This is a genomic window from Streptomyces aquilus, from assembly GCF_003955715.1.
GTDB lineage: Bacteria > Actinomycetota > Actinomycetes > Streptomycetales > Streptomycetaceae > Streptomyces > Streptomyces aquilus.
Window position 1 is genome coordinate 10264683 of sequence record NZ_CP034463.1, and the last position, 15910, is coordinate 10280592.

At 68.7% G+C, this 15910-nt stretch carries 13 protein-coding genes; 11 read left to right on the forward strand and 2 right to left on the reverse strand.

What is annotated here, in order from left to right; all coding sequences use genetic code 11:
- The first annotated feature begins 7 nt into the window (after positions 1–7).
- From EJC51_RS46900 to EJC51_RS46910, 4 genes are all read left to right on the forward strand, one after another.
- Positions 8–883 (forward strand): alpha/beta fold hydrolase, encoded by an 876-nt coding sequence (locus EJC51_RS46900; protein WP_126276702.1) that lies wholly within the window; start codon positions 8–10, stop codon positions 881–883.
- Positions 880–1899: a VOC family protein gene (locus EJC51_RS46905; protein ID WP_126276703.1), complete on the forward strand. Its 1020-nt coding sequence runs from the start codon at positions 880–882 to the stop codon at positions 1897–1899. The genes EJC51_RS46900 and EJC51_RS46905 overlap by 4 nt, the downstream gene beginning before the upstream one ends.
- A gap of 333 nt (positions 1900–2232) precedes the next feature.
- Positions 2233–2649 carry a DUF485 domain-containing protein gene (locus tag EJC51_RS48115; protein WP_166682988.1) on the forward strand — a complete coding sequence of 139 codons (417 nt, stop codon included), beginning with the start codon at positions 2233–2235 and terminating at the stop codon, positions 2647–2649.
- The gene (locus EJC51_RS46910) at positions 2646–4286 is read left to right on the forward strand and encodes a sodium/solute symporter (protein WP_166682989.1); all 1641 of its coding nucleotides are present in this window, start codon (positions 2646–2648) and stop codon (positions 4284–4286) included. Before EJC51_RS48115 ends, EJC51_RS46910 begins: the two co-directional genes overlap by 4 nt.
- A gap of 87 nt (positions 4287–4373) precedes the next feature.
- On the opposite strand, the gene EJC51_RS46915 is transcribed toward EJC51_RS46910, so the two are convergent.
- Both EJC51_RS46915 and EJC51_RS46920 read right to left on the reverse strand, forming a co-directional pair.
- Entirely contained in the window at positions 4374–5501 is a 1128-nt protein-coding gene (locus EJC51_RS46915) for an amidohydrolase family protein (RefSeq protein ID WP_166682990.1), read from the reverse strand.
- Positions 5502–5798: 297 nt separating this feature from the next.
- Positions 5799–6545 carry an IclR family transcriptional regulator gene (locus EJC51_RS46920; RefSeq protein ID WP_126277447.1) on the reverse strand — a complete coding sequence of 249 codons (747 nt, stop codon included), beginning with the start codon at positions 6543–6545 and terminating at the stop codon, positions 5799–5801.
- Positions 6546–6728: 183 nt separating this feature from the next.
- Here EJC51_RS46920 and mhpD point away from each other — a divergent pair, with 183 nt between their 5' ends.
- From mhpD to uppS, 7 genes are all read left to right on the forward strand, one after another.
- Positions 6729–7550, forward strand: coding sequence for a 2-keto-4-pentenoate hydratase (gene mhpD / locus EJC51_RS46930; protein WP_208870798.1), 822 nt, complete (start codon positions 6729–6731; stop codon positions 7548–7550).
- Positions 7547–8497 carry an acetaldehyde dehydrogenase (acetylating) gene (locus tag EJC51_RS46935; protein ID WP_126276707.1) on the forward strand — a complete coding sequence of 317 codons (951 nt, stop codon included), beginning with the start codon at positions 7547–7549 and terminating at the stop codon, positions 8495–8497. Before mhpD ends, EJC51_RS46935 begins: the two co-directional genes overlap by 4 nt.
- On the forward strand, positions 8494–9525 hold the full coding sequence (gene dmpG / locus EJC51_RS46940; protein WP_126276708.1) for a 4-hydroxy-2-oxovalerate aldolase: 1032 nt from the start codon (positions 8494–8496) through the stop codon (positions 9523–9525). The genes EJC51_RS46935 and dmpG overlap by 4 nt, the downstream gene beginning before the upstream one ends.
- A 493-nt stretch (positions 9526–10018) precedes the next feature.
- A complete protein-coding gene (locus EJC51_RS46945; protein ID WP_279631452.1) occupies positions 10019–10717 on the forward strand; it encodes an LmeA family phospholipid-binding protein in 699 nt (232 codons plus the stop codon).
- A gap of 545 nt (positions 10718–11262) precedes the next feature.
- Positions 11263–11892 carry an ABC transporter ATP-binding protein gene (locus EJC51_RS46955; RefSeq protein ID WP_208870799.1) on the forward strand — a complete coding sequence of 210 codons (630 nt, stop codon included), beginning with the start codon at positions 11263–11265 and terminating at the stop codon, positions 11890–11892.
- Positions 11889–13049, forward strand: coding sequence for a polyprenyl synthetase family protein (locus tag EJC51_RS46960; protein ID WP_244363317.1), 1161 nt, complete (start codon positions 11889–11891; stop codon positions 13047–13049). Before EJC51_RS46955 ends, EJC51_RS46960 begins: the two co-directional genes overlap by 4 nt.
- A gap of 214 nt (positions 13050–13263) precedes the next feature.
- Positions 13264–15861: a polyprenyl diphosphate synthase gene (uppS, locus tag EJC51_RS46965; RefSeq protein ID WP_244363321.1), complete on the forward strand. Its 2598-nt coding sequence runs from the start codon at positions 13264–13266 to the stop codon at positions 15859–15861.
- Positions 15862–15910: the final 49 nt, after the last annotated feature.

Here is a 15910-nt window from a genome sequence, read left to right on the forward strand (position 1 = left end):
CGGCATCATGACGACGACACCGACCGGCCTGCCGACGATGCAGGAGACGACGTACGACATCGGCGGAAGGAAGATTTTTGCCGCGGAGACCGGAGACGGCCCGCCGGTCCTGCTGCTACACGGCGGAGGCCCCGGAGCCTCCGGCGTCTCCAACTACGCCCGCAACATCTCGGAGCTGGCCAAGGATTACCGGGTCATCGTGCCCGACCTGCCCGGCTACGGCCGCAGCACCAAGGGCGTCGACGGCAGCGACCCTTTCGGCTACCTGGCCGACGGCATTCGCCGCCTCCTCGACGAACTCGGCCTAAAAAAGGCGCATCTGGTCGGCAACTCTTACGGCGGCGCCTGCGCCCTGCGCCTGGCCCTGGACACCCCCGACCGGGTCGATCGCATGGTCCTGATGGGCCCCGGCGGCATCGGCACCACCCGCGCCCTTCCCACCCCAGGCCTCAACAGCCTGCTGAACTACTACACAGGCGACGGACCCTCGCGCTCGAAGCTGGAAAAGTTCATCCGCAACTACCTCGTCTTCAACGCCGCCGATGTCCCGGACGCCGCGATCGACGAGCGCTACCAAGCCAGCATCGATCCGGAAGTGATCGCCTCACCGCCGCTGCAACGGCCGTCCGGACCCAACGCCCTGCGGACCCTGTGGAAGATGGACTTCACCCGCGATGCACGCCTGTCCCGACTGCCCGTCCCCACACTGGTCCTGTGGGGAGCACAGGACAAGGTCAACAGGCCCTCCGGCGGCAGGATGCTCGCCGAGCGCATGCCCAACTGCGACCTGTACCTGGTTGCCAACACCGGGCACTGGGTCCAGTTCGAACGCGCGGAGCTCTTCAACCGGCTGTGCACCGACTTTCTGGCGGGCCGCCGATGAACACCGCAGCGACCAGCACCGCCTCCGTCTTCGGCGCCGTCCACCTCGGCTACATCATCATCGAGACCAATCGCTTCGCCGACTGGCGCCGCTTCGGCACCGACGCCATCGGCATGCACCACGACACCCTCTCCCGCGACCTGATGCGCTTCCGCCTCGACGACCAGGAATGCCGTTTCCTGCTCAGGCGCGGCCCAGCCGAGGACGTCGTCGCCACTGGCTGGCACATCGACGACCACGCCACCTTCGAACAGATCGAAGCCCGTATCCGCGCCTACGGCGTCCCGCTCGTCCAGGGCTCCGACGAGGAGGCCGCCCTGCGCGGCGTGGAACGCGTCCTGCGCTTCCCCGGCCCCAAGGGCATCACCCAGGAGATCTACACCACCCCGGTGAAGTCCGCCGAACCGCTGCGCATGCTCGCCTCCGGCTTCGTCACCGGCGACTCTGGCATGGGACACATCGCGCTGACTTCCACCAAGCCCACCCAGATCCGCGGCTACTTCAACACCGTCTTCGACGCCCGCCTGACCGACTACATCGACGAGACCATCAGCGGCGTCAAACTCAAGATCCGCTTCCTGCGCGTCAACGAACGCCACCACTCCATCGCGGTTGCCGCCACCCGCGGGCTGCCCATCGACCCGATCCGCACCCGCGTCCAGCACCTCAACATCCAGGCTGCCACCCTGGACGACGTCGCCCAGAGCTACCAGCGGGTGCACGAACTCGGCTTCGACATGGCCCTGTCGGTCGGCCAGCACACCAACGACAAGGAACTGTCGTACTACGCCCGCACACCCTCGGGCTTCGAGTGGGAAGTCGGCTGGAACCCGATCGTCATCGACGAGACGACCTGGGAACCCACCACCCACCAAGGCATCAGCATCTGGGGCCACCTCCCCGTCGGCCAGACCATCGTGGACAAGCTCGCCCAGTTCCGCGCGGGCGCCCGCTCCCTGACTTACCCCGAGAACACGGTGCCTGCCCTCAGTGGTGCAGGCATCGCCGACGACTGACCCGCGACGGTCACTCCGCCGCCCGGCGGAGTGACCGTACTCCCCCGATCTGCGGCAGCGCGGCGCAACACCGCCGCCAGCCCTCTCGGCCGGTCGCACACCCGTCGCACTGGGGCTTCACCAGGCACCTAGCCTCGCCGCCGATCACGGGCGAACTCTTGCGGTCCCGGCAATCCCGAACGCCTGCGGTTCGGAGCGCCGACCTGTCACCGTCCCACACTGCTCGGTCCGTCCGGCATACCGATCGCCGTGCTTCCCGTCATGGGATGCCAGGAACCGTGATGCCCGGGGCCCCATTGAGTGACCATCTACCTCGCGAGAGGACCCCAACTCATGTCCGTCCCGCCTCCCATGCCCGGCAGCGGGCCCCCGTCAGACGACCGGCCCCATGAGGCTGTCGCGGGCGCCCTGCAACAACTGCCTCGCACGCTTTCCGACGCGCGCCGGCGGTTCCTGGCGCTCAATGGCGCCGCCTTCCTGCTCACCGCGCTGCTCTCCGGCACAGTCGGCGAGCTGTCCGCCATCCGTCTGGCGAGCAGGATGCCACTGGGCGTCGTGCTCGCTGCTCTGCAGATGGCCGTTCTGCTGCTGACCTCATGGTGGTACGACCGCACGCTCCGCCGCCACGCCGATCCACTCGTCGACTCGATGCGACGTCATGCCGAACTCGTGCACCCATCGCTTCCTCAGCCGGGCTCGGCAGCAGCCATGTCCCGATGGCCGTACTCATCGCAGGGGAGACAGAGATGACCGAGCTGTCACTCGCCGTAGGGTTCACGTCGGTCTCGGGCGGTTCCGATGAACGGGCGATGGTGCTGACCGCCTTCATGGCATTCATCGTCCTGTCCCTCCTGCTGTGCATTCTGGCCGGTCCCGAGGGCGACACGACGGCCGACTTCTACACCGGCAACCGATCACTGACGCCGGTGCAGAACGCGCTGGCGCTCACCGGGGACTACATATCGGCCGCCACACTCCTGGGCGTATCCGGCCTGGTGGCCGTGGCCGGGTACGACGGCATCTCTCTGGCAGTCAGTAGCTGCCTGGCCGTCGGCGTGTTCCTGCTCCTCGCCGGTCCGCTGCGCAATGCCGGCCGCTACACCCTGGGCGACATCCTCGCGCTGCGTTCGCCGGGTTCGTCGTCCCGTATCGCTGCCGCCACGGCCACCTTGGCCGTCTGCGTGCCCTTCCTCGTCCTTCAACTGGCCGGAGCCGGCAGCGCCACAGCACTGCTGCTCGGACTGACCAGTCTGGGAGCCGAACAGGTGTGCACCGCCTTCGTCGGAGTGCTGATGATCGGCTACACCGTGCTCGGCGGCATGAGAGGGACGAGTCTCGTCCAGATCGTCAAGGTGGCCGTGGTGTTCACCACCATGGTGCTTCTCGCCCTTCTGGTCCTGCGGCACCACGACTTCGACCTGGGCGCCCTGCTGACCGCGGCCGAGCAAGGGAGTGGGCTTCACGGCCGATACTTCGAACCCGGCCAAGCGCTGAGTGACGGCGCCGCCGGGCGTCTCGACTTCCTGAGCCTGCAACTGTCCGTCGTCCTGGGCGGCGCGTGCATGCCGCACGTCCTGATGAGAATCAACTCGGCCACTGACAGCGCCACCGCCCGCCGAGCGACCCGCTACGCCATCGCCATCATGACCGCTTTCTTCCTCTGCGTCGTCATCGCAGGACTCGGTGCTGCCGGTGTCGTGGGAGGCCAGAAGATACGTGCCCTCGACAGCAGCGGCCAGATGGCCCTTCTCCTCCTGGCCGGGGAGCTGGAGGCCGGCACCTCAGGACTTGCGGGCAACGTGCTGTACACCGCTGTCGCGTGCTCCGTCTTCGTCACCGTACTGGCGGTAGTCGCCGGCATCGCACTGAGTGCCGCGGCCGCCCTGGCGCACGACCTGCACGCGCACGCGGCACGTAGGGGCCGTATGTCCGAGCGTCGGGAAGTCCGATCGGCCAGATGGGCCGTAGGAGCCGTGGGCGGGCTCTGCATCTTCGTGGCGGTAATGGCCCAGGGACGGAACTTTCAGTCCCTGACCCATCTGGCACTCACTCTCGCCGCCTCCACGGTCTTGCCGGCCTGTCTGTACGGACTGTTCTGGAGCAAGTACAACCGGACCGGGCTGCTGTGGACCGTATACGGCGGTGTCCTCTGCACCACCGCCCTGTACGTCTGCTCCCTCTCCTTCTCAGGCACGCCCACCTCACTCCTGCCGGGACAGGACTTCCACCTCGTCGGGCTGCAGTCGACCGCTGTAATGGCCATTCCCGCGGGATTCCTGCTCGGGTGGATGGGCAGCGCCGCCGGACAGCGTGCACAGCCCATGGAAGGAGCCGGGACGGACCTCCGATGGCGTGAGCGGGTTCTCGTCGGAGCACGGGAGGAATGACGTGCCGCGGCCCGGCCGATCGGCCGGGCCGCGGCACACGCTGCGGACTCACAGCAACAGAAGGGGCTCACCGTCGTTGAGCCCCGCTCAGGCCGGCCTGGCCCCGATCCTGGCGGCCAGCGCGGGGAATTGAGCCAGCGCGTTGGACCGCTCGACGGCCAGTCGCTCAGCAAACGAGAAGGTCCTGTCCAGCTGCGGTGCGGGGTCTCCGGCAGCGGGGAACAGGGCACTGGTGAACGGCCAGTCGGTGGCGAAGAGAATGTGCTCAGGTCCGGCCAGTTCGCGCACGGATTTCATCGCCTGAGGCGCCGGGGACAGAGCGGTGTCGTAGAAGAGCTTGCGGAAGTACGGGCTGCTGTCGTCCAGCCCGGCGGCCCCCACCTGCTGTGCGATCGCCGGGGTCAGGGTCAGCAGGCTGGTGCGGTAGGAGATGTACGGCAGAGTGCCGCCGGCGTGCGCGGCCAGCCACCGGATGCGTGGGTACCGCTGGTAGATGCCCTTGTAGAGCATGTTGACCAGTGCGCGGGTGGTGTCGAATGTGAACTCGTACAAGAACGGCGGCAGCCCCAGATCCGGGTAGCCCTGCGGGGTCACGGGGTGGATGAACACCATGGCACCCAGGTCGTCGAGCGCCTTCATCAGCGGTTCGAACACGGGATCGCCCAGGTACTTCCCGCCGTAGCTGCTGAAGATGCCCACGCCGTCCAGCTCCAGGTCCCGCACGGCCCGCCTGGCCTCGGTGACGGCGTGGGAGACGTCCTGCTCGTCGGCGGTGCCGCTCAGGGGCAGGACGGCGAATCCGCCGAAGCGTCCCTTCAGGCGTGCGGACGCCGTGTGGACCAGATCCCGGCTCGTGTAGGTGTTCAGACGCTGTGCCATCGCCACCCGTTCCTCCGAGGAGGACAGATAGGTGACGCCCGGCTCGGAGACAGAGACCACCTGGGTCTGGATGCCGTAGCGGTTCATGAAGTCGACCGCGAGGGTCGGGCTCCACGCGGGAATCGGCACGCCTCCAATGTTGGTGATGCCATGCGCCGCCAGGGACCGGCGGTAGAAGTCCGGGATTAGATGGCAATGCACGTCGATGCGGTCCCTGCCGCGGCGTGCCGGAGCGTCCGAAAAGGCGCTGCCGGTCGCGCTCGCCGACCCAGTGCCGAGGACTGTCGCGGTGGCTCCCAGCGGCAACGCCGCCTTGAGCAGTCCGCGCCGTCTCATGCCGCGTGAGTCGGCTCGTTCAGTAGCGCTCATAGAAACACCTCACCGAAGGAGTGAAAGGGGGGAAGGTGGCTCCGCTGGACGGTTCACGCGGACACCGGTGCAGCCACAAATGACCGGTGCAGCGATAACCGCACCGGCACCAACCTTCTTGTAGTGGTCACTACAATGGCTGGAATGATCGCTACGGTAAGAGGGGTGGGGGTGGGCGTCAAGGATCGCGGCAGTGGTGATTCATGAACGTGCGGGAGGCCTGCCGGGTTGCCCGCCGCCCTCGGCCGGTCGCTCGGTGCCGACTCAGGAAGAGGTGCCGCCCACCGTTCCGCTGCCCGAGCGCAGCACACGGGACAGGCCCAGAGCGGCTGTCCGCACAGCGGGCGCCAGCTGGGCGGGGTGAAACCGGCCGCGCGGCACGGCGACGGACAGGGCGGCCACCGCCGTCGGCCCGGCGAAGACGGGCGAGGCGATGCAGCTGACGCCGAGGGCGGCCTCCTGCTCCTCATACGCGAGACCGGAGACCCGGATCTGCTCCATGGCCGTACGCAGCCGCGCCGGGTCGGTGACCGAGTGCGGAGTGAGACGGGGCAGAGGCCCGGCCAGCACCTCATCCGCCAGCTCGGAGCCGGAGAACGCCAACAACGCCTTGCCGACGCCCGTGCAAGTCAGGGGGAGCCGCCCCCCGATGCGCGAGGGCAGCGCCAGGGCCTGGTGGCCGTGGATTCGCTCGACATAGACCACGTCGTGCCCCTCCCGAATGCCGAGGTGCACGGTCTCGCGCGTGGCCTCGAAGAGGTCCTGGAGGAACGGCAACGCCGCCTCCCGCAGGTCGAGCCGGCGCGGTACCAGCGAGCCCAGCTCGAAGAGCTTGCCCCCGAGCCGGTAGTTCTCGCCGTCGCGTTCGAGCAGACCGAGGCGCACCAGGTGTGCGCAGAGACGGAACGCGGTCGTCTTGGCCAGTCTCGTGCGGGCAGCGATTTCCGTGAGACGGAACATACCGCCGTCCGGGCGGAAGCAGTCGAGGACGGCAGCCGCCTTGTCGAGCATGTTCCCCTGCGCGCTGTTCCGTGTCATGGAACGTATTTTGCCGCTGCTCGAGGCGTACGCCTATACCTGTCATGGATCCACGGACGGCCACCGCCGCCTCTACGCCAACCCAGCCGCTCTCTCCCCGGAGGTAACCCGCATGTTCGCTCCGCACCACCGCTCCACTGCCTGCCGGGGGCGACCGTGAGCACTCACAAGCCGGCCGACGCCGTGACCCAGGCGGCGGCCGTCCTGGAGGAGGCCGCCCGCACCGGCGCCCCCTGCGCCCCGGTGCGCTCGCTCCTGCCCGAAGCGGACATCGACGCCGCGTACGCCGTGCAGCGCCTGCACGTGGAGCGCGGGGTCGCTGCCGGGCGGCGGCTGGTGGGCCGGAAGATCGGCCTGACGTCACCCGCCGTGCAGCGGCAGCTCGGCGTGGACCAGCCGGACTTCGGCGCGCTGTTCGCCGACATGGCGGTGTCCGAGGGACAACCGATCGCCCCCGGCCGACTCCTCCAGCCGAAGGTCGAAGCCGAGGTCGCCCTGGTGGTGGGCACGGACCTGCCGCATCGCGACCCGACCCTCGCCGACCTGTTGCGCGCCACGGCGTTCGCGCTGCCCGCGCTGGAGATCGTCGACAGCCGCATCGCCGACTGGGACATCACCATCGTCGACACCGTCGCGGACAACGCTTCCTGCGGCCTGTACGTCCTCGGCGGATCCCCCGTCCCCCTGGACCGCGTCGACCTCCGGGCCGTGACGATGACCCTCACCAAGAACGGCGAGACGGTCTCCAAGGGCACCGGCGCCGACTGCCTGGGCAGCCCTCTCACAGCCGCTCTCTGGCTCGCCTCCACCCTTGCCAGGCTCGGCGACCCGTTGCGGGCCGGCGACATCGTCTTGACCGGTGCCCTCGGCCCGATGGCCGTCGCCGCCCAGGGCGACGAGTTCACCGCGCACATCGAAGGGCTCGGCACGGTCACGGCCATGTTCGCGTCCGCCGCCACGGAAGGAGCCGCGGCATGAGCACGAAGGTCGCTGTCATCGGGTCGGGGAATATCGGTACCGACCTGATGATTAAAGTTCTGCGGCTCTCCGACTCCCTGGAGATCGCCGCCATGGCCGGGATCGATCCCAACTCCGACGGCCTGGCCCGCGCCCGCCGCCTGAAGGTCGCCACCACCCACGGGGGCGTCGACGGCCTAGTGGAACTGGACGAGTTCGCGGACGTCGAGATCGTCTTCGACGCCACCTCGGCCGGTGCGCACCGCCGCCACGACGAGGTGCTGCGCTCGCGGGGGCGCAGGGTCGTGGACCTGACGCCCGCCGCGCTCGGCCCGTATGTCGTCCCGCCGGTCAACGGCGACGACCACCTCGACGCACCGAACGTCAACATGGTTACCTGCGGAGGTCAGGCCACCATACCGATCGTGGCCGCCGTCGCAGCCGTGACACCCGTCCACTACGGCGAGATCGTCGCCTCGATCTCCTCCCGCTCGGCCGGTCCCGGCACCCGGGCCAACATCGACGAGTTCACCGAGACGACCTCGTCGGCCATCGAGAAGGTGGGCGGCGCTGCCCGGGGCAAGGCGATCATCGTCCTGAACCCGGCCGAACCCCCGCTGATCATGCGCGACACCGTGTACTGCATCATCGGCGAGTGCGACGACACCGCGGTGACCGCCTCGGTGCAGGACATGGTCGCCCGGGTCCAGGCGTACGTGCCCGGATACCGCCTCAAGCAGAAGGTCCAGTTCGAGCGCCTTGCCGACGACGATCCCCTGCGCTCGCTGCTGCCCGCTGGCACGCGGTCCGCCGACGCCGCGAAGGTCTCGGTCTTCCTGGAGGTCGAGGGCGCCGCCCACTACCTGCCCGCCTATGCCGGCAACCTCGACATCATGACCTCGGCCGCCCTGCGCACCGCCGAACGCATGGCGACTGCACAGCCCTTCACGGAGGTGGTCTGCCGATGACCGCGAACCAGCCCCCAGCCCTGTATGTGCAGGACGTGACCCTGCGGGACGGCATGCACGCCGTACGCCACCGCTACACCGTCGACCAGGCCCGCACCATCGCCGCCGCACTCGATGACGCCGGGGTCGCCGCGATCGAAATCGCCCACGGCGACGGCCTGTCCGGCTCCAGCGTCACCTACGGCGTGGGCGCACACACCGACTGGGAGTGGATTGAGGCCGTCTGCGATAGCGTCCACCATGCGGTGCCCACCACGCTGCTCCTGCCCGGCATCGGCACCCTGCACGACCTGCGGCAGGCCCACGCCCTCGGCATCCGCTCGGTCCGCGTCGCCACCCACTGCACCGAGGCCGACATCTCCGCCCAGCACATCGCCGCGGCCCGCGACCTGGGCATGGACGTGGCCGGGTTCCTGATGATGTCCCACATGGCCGACCCAGCTGAACTGGCCCGCCAGGCGAAGCTGATGGAGTCCTACGGAGCCGGGTGCGTCTACGTCACCGACTCCGGCGGCCGCCTGACCATGGACGGCGTCCGCGACCGCGTCCGCGCCTATCGCGATGTCCTCGAACCGGACACCGGCATCGGTATCCACGCCCACCACAACCTCGGCCTCGGTGTCGCCAACTCCGTCGTCGCGGTCGAGAGCGGCGTCACCCGCGTCGACGCCTCCCTCGCCGGCCAGGGCGCCGGAGCCGGAAACTGCCCGCTGGAGGCGTTTATCGCGGTCGCTGACCTGATGGGCTGGGAGCACGGCTGTGACCTGTTCCCCCTGATGGACGCCGCCGACGACATCGTACGCCCCCTGCAGGACCGCGAGGTCCGCGTCGACCGCGAGACCCTCACCCTCGGCTACGCGGGCGTGTACTCCAGCTTCCTGCGCCACGCCGAGGCAGCCGCTCGCCAGCACGGCCTCGACACCCGCGCGATCCTCGTCGAGGTCGGGCGACGCAAGATGGTCGGCGGTCAAGAAGACATGATCACCGACATTGCACTCGACCTCGCGAAGGCCGGCTCCGTCGGCTGACCGGGAATAGACGGCGCGAGAGACCTGGGGCCGTCCGGCGGAGACGGCGTCACCAACGCCAGGGGCCAGACAATGCGCCTGGCTTCTGCGCTACCTAGTCGCTAGCCCAGGTCCATCGATCAGTCACACGGACGCCGTGAAAACGGGCGTCGGGGAGGTGCAGACCCTCCCGACGGTGCCAGGCGAGCGCCCGGTCGGCCAGCTCAAGTCCACGACTCAGGCGGGGGCTTGAGCCGCTCCGAATGCCGCCGGTACGGCACGGCGAGTGCTCTGCGATCACTTCTGCGGCCGTCTCGCGGAGGCCCCCTGCCCACACCGCGCTGAGCCAGCGCCGTTCTCGCCAGCGCACGCGAGCCACGGCCTCCTGAATATTCGACCGCTCAACCAGCCCATGAGAAGGAGAATCATGAACCCGTATCACCATGACGGCAGCCTCGGACACTGGCCTGAGCCAGGTGATGACTTGGCGTCTGCCCACCCGCCGCGCCGGAGGATGCGTCGCAGGGCCGTCATAGCCGCCACTTTTCTGGTCACGGTGGGGGCGACGGCCATCATTGTCGACCGTGTCGCGGCGAGTCGCGCGGAGAGCCGTACAGCCGAAGCATTTCAACAGGGGATGGGCACTCCAGAGCGCCCCTCGGTCGATATACGCGGCTTTCCCGTCCTGCCGCAGCTGGCCTCCGGCACTCTGCGGCACGTGGACATCACCGCCCAGGACATACCCGCCCGCGGCACCAGCCGACCGCTGCCTGTGACCAGGCTCTCCGTCGGACTGGACGAGTTGCAGACCTCCGGCGAGGCCGATGAGGCCCACGCACAGACCGTGGACGCGACGGCGTTCCTGTCGTATGAGGACGTGTCGGACGCACTCGGTCTAGAGATAGCTGGAGACAGCGAGCCGAACAGGGTCAGGGCACAGCTCGTCCTGCCGTTCAGCGGCGAGGTGACCGTGAGCACGGCTATCGCAGCGGTCGGCGCCAACCGCATCGCCTTCACCGACGTAAGCGTCATTGACGGTCATCTGCCGGCTGCAGGACAGGCTCTGCTCGACAAAGTTCTCGCCGAACCCATTCAGATGCGCAACATTCCCGACGGCCTGCACCTGCGATCGGTCACCGCCACGCCGAGCGGTCTCAACACGCATCTCACCGGAGACCAAGTCACCTTTCGGCCTGGCACGTCTTCTGCGTGACCCCCGCTATCTAATCCCCTTGTGCCGTACCCGAACGGCTGTCCGTTCAGGGGACTTCAAGAGTGCTGTCTGCCTTGAACCACCGTTGAGGGTAGGGGGACCGTCACTCTGGTAGCTTCATCGAGTAGGCGGCAACACGTGTCGACCGTCCGCAGAAGCGGTGTGCGCCGCGGTGCCGTACGTTGCGGGCGCCGACCGCGACCAGGGCTTGCCGGAGCCAGACGGCCGGGTTGCACCCGGCCCGCGGAACCGGAGGCCCGAGGGCGATGAGCTGGGCTTCGGCGTACTGGTGGCCCTGCTCCTGGCGGCGGATCTTCTGCGCCGTGCGGTCGGAAGAACGCGGGTTCGCGGAATCTGGGGCGTGCGCACGCTTGAACCCGCGTGTCGGAGGTGCCTGGGGCGGGCTTTGCGGGCGGGTTCGCCGGGCTGATGGGTGGCACCGTGGACTCCGGGTGCTGATCGCACGCCATGAAGCGCTTGTGACCGCGCTACCATCGTGCAGCCCAGTCGTTGCTTATGGTGTGAACAATTCAACCCGGGTGTCCGTGGATGTCCTTCTGCGTCTCCATGACGTCCGTAAGGCTTATGGCCGGCGCCCGGTACTGCGCGGGGTAAGCCTGGACGTGCCGCGGGGCTGTCTGCTGGGCATCGTTGGCGCGAACGGTGCCGGCAAGAGCACACTGCTGCGCATTTTGGCGGGTCAGGCCGTGGGCGACAGTGGGACGGTCCAGTGCCGAGGGCGGATCGGGTATTGCCCGCAGAACACCGCGCTGCACCCGGCATTCACGGTCGCTGAGCATGTGCGGTCTTTCCAGGCCGCCTACCGGCTCGAAAGCTGTGCGCGCGCGTGGGAGCTGCTGGAGGAGCTGGGCTTCGACGAGAGCCCTCGCAGCCGCATGCACACGCTCAGCGGCGGGACGCGGCAGAAGCTGAACCTGGCCCTGGGTTTGATGCACGATCCTGAGGTGCTGCTCCTGGATGAGCGGTATCAGGGCTTCGACTGGGAGACCTACCTGCGGTTCTGGGACATCGCCCAGGGACTGCGGCAGCGGGGCCGCGCGGTCGTGGTCGTCTCCCACCTCGCCTACGACCGCGATCGCCTGGACGTGCTGTACCAACTCCAGGACGGCGTTCTCGCCGCCGAACACAGCAGCGCCGCGGGAAGCGTCGCATGAGCCGACGGCAGTCTCCGGTCACCGCAGTGCGTGACGACGCCCCCGGTTCAATGTCCGCGCTGCTGCGGCCTGCCCGCTGCGTGGGCTCCGGCGCAGGCCGACTGGACTTGGACCGGATCGTTCGCAGCATCGAGGAGGCGCTGACCGTGTTCGTGGCCGACAAGGTCAGCGGCAGCCGTGCCGAGGAGCCTGGTCTGGAAGCGCTGCTTGATGCGGTGGGTGACTTCATCTCCGCGCCGGGCAAGCGCATCCGGCCCTTGATGTGCGTGCTGGGCTGGTACGCGGCCGGAGGCACAAGCCCCGTACCCCCGGTCTCGGTCCTGCGGGTGGCTGCCTGCCTGGAGCTGTTCCACGCGTTCGCGCTCATGCACGACGACGTCATGGACGGCAGCGACCACCGTCGGGGCCGGCCGTCCCTGCACCGGACTCTGGCGGCGCACCACCCGGGCCGTCCCGGGGCTGACCGGCTGGGTGCGAACGCGGCCATCCTCGCCGGCGACCTGGTGCTGGTGTGGTCCGATGAACTCCTCACCAGCACGCCCATGACTCCCGAGCAGATCAAGGCCGTGCTACCGGCGGTCTACCGCATGCGCCGCGAAATCGTCACCGGCCAGTACCTGGACTTGGTGACCACAGGCCGCCCCACCGACTCCCTGAGTACCGCCTTGCGCATCGCCCGGTACAAGACCGCCCAGTACACCGTGGAAGGCCCGCTGCACATCGGCGCCGCGCTCGCCGGCGCGGATCAGGCGCTCCTGCACGTGCTCAGCACCATCGCCCTGCCGTTGGGTGAGGCGTTCCAGCTGCGCGATGACCTGCTGGGCACCTTCGGCGACCCCCGCCGTACGGGCAAGCCCACCCTGGACGACCTCCGCGAAGGCAAACACACCGCCCTGCTCGCCTGCGCTCTGCGCCGGGCGGACCGGGCCGGTCAGGAACTGCTTCTGCGCACGGTCGGCGCTGCGGATCTGGACGCCCATACGGCGGCCCGCATCCAGGGGCTGCTGGAGGAGTGCGGCGCCCGCCAGGCGGTGGAGGATCTCATCCAAGAGCGCCACCACCAGGCCCTGGAACGCCTGAACCACGCCCACCTGCCTCCCGCGGCGGCATTCGCGCTGCGCGACCTGATCCAGGCCGTGCACAACCGAACCGCATGACAGGCGCCGCTCTCGCAGTGACCCTGTCCTGTCACCCGTGCGCACCCATGCGGCCAGAGCCGGCCTCTCACCAAATTCGTGGAGTGAAAGTGTCAACGACCCAGCACAATCCTGGCCACCTGCACCGTTCACGCAACGGCGTCCCGACCGGCGACCGACGAGGTGTCACCGGGCGTGCCGCATGAGGTGGTGGGGGCGGTGTCTGGGGACAGCGGTGCGCCACGCTGCGCTGGAGCAGGCCCGCAAACGGCTCGCGCTGGTCCTGGTGCTCTTCTTCGTTCCGCTGTGGCTGACGCTCGCCTACCAGGTCCTGCCCAGCGACCCGGTCCGGTTCTTCCTGCGCGCGGCCGATCAGCGCGTGGCCCTGGGCGCCAACACGGTCAGCCAGTTGTCCGGTGGGCTGCACTCCCTTGCGCTGATCGTCGGGTTCATGATGTTCCTTGCTGCCAGCCGCTCCGCGGAGTTCGACCACCGCATGGTGCTCGCCGGCTACCCGCGCATCTGCCTGCTGCTGGCTCGCAGTACCGTACTGCTCCTCACCGCGGCACTGACCGCCTCGTATGCCACGGCATGGGTGTGCTTCTTCTATCGGCCTGAGCGCCTGGACGTCATGGCCGCGGCGTTCATGGTGGGAGCCCTGACGTACGGGGGCGTCGGGATCCTCCTGGCGGCGCTGCTACGCAGTGAGCTGGCGGGCATGTTTGCCGTCATCATGCTGAGCTTCATCGATCTGACACTGCAGAACCCCGTCGCCAACCCTTCTGCGGACAGTCCTCTGCTGAAGTGGCTGCCCGCCTACGGGGCGATGCAGTCTTCCGTGTCCGCGGTCGATCTCACCCACACCCCCTGGCGGCACCTGTTGCTCGGCCTGTGCTGGTCAGCAGGACTGACCGCCGCCGGCCTGGCTGCTTTCACCGCCCGCACCAGCCGGCGCACCATCACGCAGAGACTCCTGGGCGGGCGCGCCACCAGGCCCCGCGCCCGCCAGATCGCCCTGCGTCTACTGCACCCGGTCCGCACGTACGTCTACCGCCAAGCCGGTATCCACGACACCACGGTCATCACCGGCTACGAAATCTGCCGCCGCCTGATGCACCGGTCGGGTCCGGTGGAAGCAGCTCTCACCAAGCTCCTGCCCGGCCGACTGCGACCGTTGTTCTGGGCCATGTACGGATACGGCCGGCACATCGACGACCTCTCCGACACCCAGCACCTCGACCGGCAGGAACGAGTCGAACGCGTCAGCCGATTCAGCGAACTACTGGAGGCCGACCTGCGGGCAGGCCACAGCGAAGACCCCCTGCGCGCGGCCTTCGTGCACGCCGTATGGACCTGGGACCTGCCCAGCGACGGAGTAACCGCACTCAACGCCGTATACCGCCAGGACGCCAAAGGCCAGAGCGCCATCACCACCTGGGACGACTGGTACACCTACTGGCGCACCCTCACCTTCCCCTTCGGCGTGAGGCGCCTGATGGCCCTGCTCACCACCCCCGGCTTGGCCTTCACACCCGACGACGCCCAGGCACTGCGCGTGTGGACCGACGCGCTCAACCTCATCGACGTGCTGCGCGACCTACGGGAAGACGCCGCGGAGGGCTTCGTCAAGCTGCCCGCCGCCGTGCTCGACGAGCACGACGTCAGCCCTGAGGCCCTCGCCCACGGCCGGGCGGACGGCCGGTATGCCGACATGGTCCACGCCATGACCGCCAAGGCCCGCCAGTGGCTGGCTCAGGCCGCGACCGCCGGCGCCCAGCACCCACCCATGGCCGCAGCCCTGCAAACCGTCATCGACCTGCACCTGCTCGAACTGGACCGCATTGACCGCAAACCCCACGCACTGCTGCAGCGCCGCTCACGGGCGAACCCAGTCCGCTTCCACCTCACACTGGCCCGCGGCCGACTCCGCACGGCCAGGGCCTGGCACCGCCACACCCAGACCACTGCCACCACTCCTGCCACCATCCACCTGCCGCACCCCGCAGAAGGCCACCACGACACAGCGCGCACGACCCCTCCGCTACCACCGGTGCCCCACCCCAGCGGTGTCCAGCCGCCCCAACTGCCCGCCCACCTGGTCCCCCGACACGTGGCGCTCATCATGGACGGCAACGGACGATGGGCCACCCACCGGGGCCAGCCGCGCACCGCCGGCCACAAAGCCGGCCAGCTCGCGGTGCGGGACGTCATCTACGGCGCCCTCGAAATCGGCCTGCCCCACCTCAGCCTGTACTCCCTGTCCTCGGAGAACTGGGCACGCCCCGCCGCTGAGATCCAGGCCATCCTGCGCCTGGTCCGAGACGGCCTCGTCATGGAAACCGAGGAAGTCTGGCGACGCGACGTCCAGCTGCGCTGGTCCGGCCTCCCCGAAGGACTGCCACCGGACTTGGTGCACGCACTGCGCGAGACCGAACACCTCACACGCCACCGCACCGGCCTGACCGTGAACATGTGCATCAACTACGGCGGCCACAGCGAAATCACCCAAGCCGCACGCGAACTCGCCCGTCAAGTCGCCGCGGGGACCATCCAGCCCGACGACATCACCCCCCGCCACCTCGCCGCCCACCTCCACCACCCCGACCTGCCGGACGTGGATCTGCTCATCCGCACCGGCGGCGAACAGCGCACCTCGAACTTCCTGCCCTGGCAGTCGACCTACGCCGAACTCGTCTTCCTCGACACCCTGTGGCCGGACACCGACCGCACCCACCTGTGGCAGGCCATCGACACCTACACCCGCCGCGACCGTCGCTTCGGCACCACCCCCTCCCCACCCACCAACCCCGACGAACAGGCCCTCACCGGGTGATCTTGCGTGACCCGTACCGGCCACCCTGCGCACTTCGCCGGCGAAGCCA

Coding starts and splice junctions, on each gene's coding strand:
- EJC51_RS46900 (WP_126276702.1), top strand. CDS start 8: ATGACGACGACACCGACCGGCCTGCCGACGATGCAGGAGACGACGTAC.
- EJC51_RS46905 (WP_126276703.1), top strand. CDS start 880: ATGAACACCGCAGCGACCAGCACCGCCTCCGTCTTCGGCGCCGTCCAC.
- EJC51_RS48115 (WP_166682988.1), top strand. CDS start 2,233: ATGTCCGTCCCGCCTCCCATGCCCGGCAGCGGGCCCCCGTCAGACGAC.
- EJC51_RS46910 (WP_166682989.1), top strand. CDS start 2,646: ATGACCGAGCTGTCACTCGCCGTAGGGTTCACGTCGGTCTCGGGCGGT.
- EJC51_RS46915 (WP_166682990.1), bottom strand. CDS start 5,501: ATGAGACGGCGCGGACTGCTCAAGGCGGCGTTGCCGCTGGGAGCCACC.
- EJC51_RS46920 (WP_126277447.1), bottom strand. CDS start 6,545: ATGCTCGACAAGGCGGCTGCCGTCCTCGACTGCTTCCGCCCGGACGGC.
- EJC51_RS46935 (WP_126276707.1), top strand. CDS start 7,547: ATGAGCACGAAGGTCGCTGTCATCGGGTCGGGGAATATCGGTACCGAC.
- dmpG (WP_126276708.1), top strand. CDS start 8,494: ATGACCGCGAACCAGCCCCCAGCCCTGTATGTGCAGGACGTGACCCTG.
- EJC51_RS46945 (WP_279631452.1), top strand. CDS start 10,019: ATGCGTCGCAGGGCCGTCATAGCCGCCACTTTTCTGGTCACGGTGGGG.
- EJC51_RS46960 (WP_244363317.1), top strand. CDS start 11,889: ATGAGCCGACGGCAGTCTCCGGTCACCGCAGTGCGTGACGACGCCCCC.